The 4068-nt window shown below is 64.9% G+C and carries 5 protein-coding genes; 3 read left to right on the forward strand and 2 right to left on the reverse strand.

All coding sequences use genetic code 11. From position 1 onward, the window contains the following. Together ABCR83_RS32310 and merB are read left to right on the forward strand one after the other, a co-directional pair. Positions 1-236 (forward strand): hypothetical protein (locus ABCR83_RS32310; RefSeq protein WP_462698825.1); only part of this gene is annotated, 236 nt, incomplete at its 5' end. A gap of 288 nt (positions 237-524) precedes the next feature. Next, entirely contained in the window at positions 525-1232 is a 708-nt protein-coding gene (merB, locus tag ABCR83_RS32315; protein WP_462698826.1) for an organomercurial lyase, read from the forward strand. Between the two features lie 118 nt (positions 1233-1350). On the opposite strand, the gene ABCR83_RS32320 is transcribed toward merB, so the two are convergent. After that, complete coding sequence (locus ABCR83_RS32320) at positions 1351-1974, reverse strand: hypothetical protein (protein ID WP_462698829.1); 624 nt, start codon at positions 1972-1974, stop codon at positions 1351-1353. Then, entirely contained in the window at positions 1865-2377 is a 513-nt protein-coding gene (locus ABCR83_RS32325) for an ATP-binding protein (RefSeq protein WP_462698827.1), read from the reverse strand. The genes ABCR83_RS32320 and ABCR83_RS32325 overlap by 110 nt, the downstream gene beginning before the upstream one ends. Positions 2378-2656: 279 nt before the next feature. Between ABCR83_RS32325 and ABCR83_RS32330 the strand changes: the two genes are divergently transcribed. Next, positions 2657-3988, forward strand: coding sequence for a hypothetical protein (locus ABCR83_RS32330; RefSeq protein WP_462698828.1), 1332 nt, complete (start codon positions 2657-2659; stop codon positions 3986-3988). The last annotated feature ends 80 nt before the right edge of the window (positions 3989-4068 follow it).

The raw sequence follows: 4068 nt of genomic DNA on the forward strand, positions 1-4068 counted from the left end.
CCATCGAAAACCTACGACCCCTCGCCACCAAAAACCCCACCTACCGACCACAACTGGCCGAATGGCTCGTGTCGCCCACCCCGGACTTCCTCATCGCCACCGGTGATAAGCCACGCGCGATCCAGCTGGTGCGGGAAGCGGTCGACATCTACACCGCACTCAACCAGACCGACCCCGCCACATACGGTCCAAAACTGGCCAAGGCCCGGCAGCGACTCGCCGATCTCCAGCGCTGACCCGCCCGGTATCTCTCCCCTCCGCCGCGGTCGCCTTTCCGGGCGGGCAGTCCAGCCCGTCCGGAAGTCACCGGCGGGGTGGCGGAGTTGACCGGGCACCCGGCCCGTTCCTTCGCCGTCCGGGCCGGGGATCACGCGGCCGCGTTCAGTGCCTGCCGGCCGACTGTTACGCGCCCTGCGCGCCGCGGGCTGTCGCCAAGTGGCCGTCGCCCCCTACGTCCTGGCCCCCGGCCTCTCCCAAGGCGCACGCTGGACATCAGCACCGCGACCAGCGAAGGAGCCACGAGAATGACCGAGAACGCCCCAGCAGCGCCGACGGCCCTTCACGGAACGGAGAGGGTCCGCCTGGCCATCTACCACGGATTCGCGCGCACCGGCTACGCACCGAGCGTGCCGGAACTCGCCGCACTCACCGGGCTCACCTCCGACCAGGCGCGTCAGGAACTGCGTGTCCTTCACGCAAGTCATGATCTGGTCCTGGACCCGCAGAACAGCGACCAGATCGTGATGGCCCACCCCTTCGCGTCCGTGCCGCTCGGCTTCTCCGTCATGGGGGCACACACCCTGTGGTGGGGCGGCTGCGCCTGGGACTCGTTCGCCATGCCCCACCTGCTCAATGACGAGCCCGACGTCCTGGTCGCCACCCGCTGCCCGGCCTGCGACACCCCACACGCCTGGGTCGTCGGCCGAGACGCGCCGCCGGAAGGCGAGCAGGTGGCCCATTTCCTCACCCCCATGAACCGGGTCTGGGACAACGTCGTGCACACCTGCGGCAACCAGCGACTGTTCTGCTCCACCGACTGCGTCGACGCCTGGCTGCACAAGGCGCGCCAGGAGCGTGGCTACGTCATGGATCTGGCCACCCTGTGGCGCTTCGCCAGTGACTGGTACACCGGACGCCTGGACCCGGGCTACATCCGCCGCGACCCCGCTTCCGCAACCGCCTACTTCGCGGAGGCCGGCCTGCACGGATCTTTCTGGGGGCTGCCCGGCTGAGGTCTCGATCCGCCTGCCACCCCCTGAGAGGGGGGGTGATCAGGTGGCCGTCCGGGCCGCCTGTCGACGGGACAGGGAGCAGATCGCCGGGCTGTCCCCCCGCGAACGCCTGGCAGCATCAGCACGCTTTGCGAATGAGCATGCGGATCCGCACCGGATCACACAATTCGCCCGGGCCGTCCGGTGCGGGCATGAGCCAGTAGGCACCCGGAGGCTCCTTCCGAGTCGGCACAGGGACGGCGAGGTAGTCGGCATATTGGTTCTTGCCCAGGCACTCGATGCCGGGCTCGATCCAATTCTTCGCCGTGCCGGGGGGTACGAGCACGCTGTACTGGGTCTGTATGCGGGAGACGATCACTGCGCTGGTGATGCCGACCGCACGGAAGTGATCCTCGATTGCGAATCGGTCCTTGATGTCTCGGACACCGTTTTCGACGACAGCGGCCGGAAGCTGGACAACATCGAAATGAACGCCGATTCGTAGCACGGCAGTTGCTCCCCTCACCCACGCCTCGCGGGCCTCGCGCGGATGTCGTTCCCGTGAAACGAGCCAGAGCGCCGCCCCAGAAGAAAGAAAGGAGGGCCATGGGGATGTCGCGTACGTCATGCGATTGCCTTCGCTGTCGGCGGTGTCATGGGCGGGTTGAAGAGCTTGCGTCGAGGGCGGGTACTTGCCGATCCATGTCGCCGGCAAAGCTGGAGAGACAGGCCCAAATGGCATGGCCTCCTTGCGGAAGAGCACACCATGACCACGAATCGGCCAACGCCTCCACCAACGCCAGGCCCCGACCCGACTCACAGTTCCCGTTCACTCCCGCCTGTATCGCCGGAACGGACGACCCTCCACCGTCCTCGACTTCGATGAGCAAGCGGCCCCCGCGCTCGGCCGCCAAGAGCCCGATGTGACCGCCAGGAGCATGCTGTAGGGCATTTGTCATCAGCTCACTGGCAATCAGTTCAACCAATGAAATCTGTTTGGTGGGCACGTTCCACGTCGACAGAGTGCTTGCGAGCCGATGACGGGCTTCCCGAACTGCCATTGCCTGTGGCGCCACACCGATCGCCAGCTGGTGCCGGACGGGAAGGAGAGAACGTTGCATCATCGGACACCCGTCCGAGGCGGCTGGTCTGCCTGCGATACCCATGATGATCTCGCTCTGTTAGTGCAAGGCTGCCATGGTGAGCACATGTGTCGCCTGCGCATCGGTGCTTGGGAGGACAGACTCCATCCACTCTCCAGGCCACGGCCATGTCATGACGGGTATCACCTCAACCTCCTTTCGGGGAGATCGAGATCACTCAAGTGTCAGTCGGGCACCACTACTGCAAACGGTGTTGCGCACGGCAGTTGTACGGGAAGAGTGACCAGTGCGGAGGCCCGCACTCGGCGGCCCGACCACCAATACAGACGGTGGAGGAGAAAGATGGCCGGACGAACACTGCTGCGACACCTGGTTGAACAACAGAACCAGACCTATGACGTGTTCGTGAGGGACTACGGGCGCGCGGCGAAAGAGGTGGCCACGTTACGGTCGGATCCAAGCATCGGAACTGCCACCGTCGCTGAAGTGACCTTCCGGCGCTGGACAACCGGTCAGGTACGCACACTGCCTCAACAGCCCGCACCCATGATCCTTGAACGTATGTACGGACACTCGGTCCGTTCCTTGTTCCAACCCGCCGATACGGCACTCAATCCTGCCCCTGCCGTATCCGTGCTCGACGAAAGCGAACTCATCATGACCGCTCGGGATGCCGCCGCGCACGCGACGGACGCAGCCTCCCTGACTGTGCCGGACATAACCCTTGACCAGCTCCATGACGACATTGCCGCTCTCGCACGCGCCTACCACAACACCACTCCGCTGGAAGTGCACCGCAGGGCCAAGGAGTTGTTGCTCATCTCCCAGAGCATGTTGGAACGCACCCAAGTTCCCCGTCAGCGCGAGCGGCTTTACCTCGCGGCGGGGCAGGCGGCTGCGATGCTGTCGGCAGTCTGCTTCGACCTCGGGGCTTTTCCGCCGGCGGTGCAGCTGGCTCGTACTTCCGCTCTTTACGGCCAGATCATCGAATACGGGCCGCTCCAGGCGTATGCGAACGGCATGCTCGCTTGTATCGCGTTCTGGTGCGGCCGTCCGGCGGAGGCCGTCCAACACGTCCGCGCTGGAAGGCAGTTCGGCGGACTCGGCAGTACGGCCATCATTCGGCTCGCTGCCATTGAAGGGCGTGCCTATGCTCACCTCGGCGACCATGTCGCGGCCGAACAGTCGCTGAGAGCATCCCTGGAACCGGCCACCGACGCCCGCGACGACCTGCATGACGGTCTTGGGGGCGAATTCGCGTTCCCGGCGGAACGTGTGGCCATGAGCAATGCCACCAGTTATCTACTGCTCGGTGCTTCCTCGGAAGCCGAGGCGGCTGCCAGCCATGCTCTGGAAATCCTGGATGGAAAACCGGATGCCGCACGCCCGCTGTCCATCTCTTCTCATGCATCCATCGACTTGGCTCGGGCTCGGCTGCTGCGCGGCGAACTCTCAGGTGCCTGCGAAGCACTTGACCCGGTCCTTCGCGTACCCAGTGAATGGCGTGGTGCGGGCATCGTGAAACGCCTTGAAGCGGCCCGGGCCCAACTCACGCATTCCGACTACCGCAGTGCTGCCGAAGCTCGTGCCCTGGGCGAACGAATCGAAGAATTCACGGCAACATCCGTATCCAGCGGCCTCACCGGATCAACGCACCTCACCCTCGAGAGCTGATGCGTCACGGCTCGCCAAGTCGGCAAGGATCTTCGCTTCCTTCTCCGCTGTGATGCCGTGGTCATTCCACCTGGGGTGCT

The organism is Streptomyces xingningensis (assembly GCF_054957865.1).

Excerpts from the sequence above, each read along its gene's own strand:
- ABCR83_RS32325 (WP_462698827.1), bottom strand. The coding sequence starts at position 2,377 with ATGGGTATCGCAGGCAGACCAGCCGCCTCGGACGGGTGTCCGATGATG.
- merB (WP_462698826.1), top strand. The coding sequence starts at position 525 with ATGACCGAGAACGCCCCAGCAGCGCCGACGGCCCTTCACGGAACGGAG.
- ABCR83_RS32330 (WP_462698828.1), top strand. The coding sequence starts at position 2,657 with ATGGCCGGACGAACACTGCTGCGACACCTGGTTGAACAACAGAACCAG.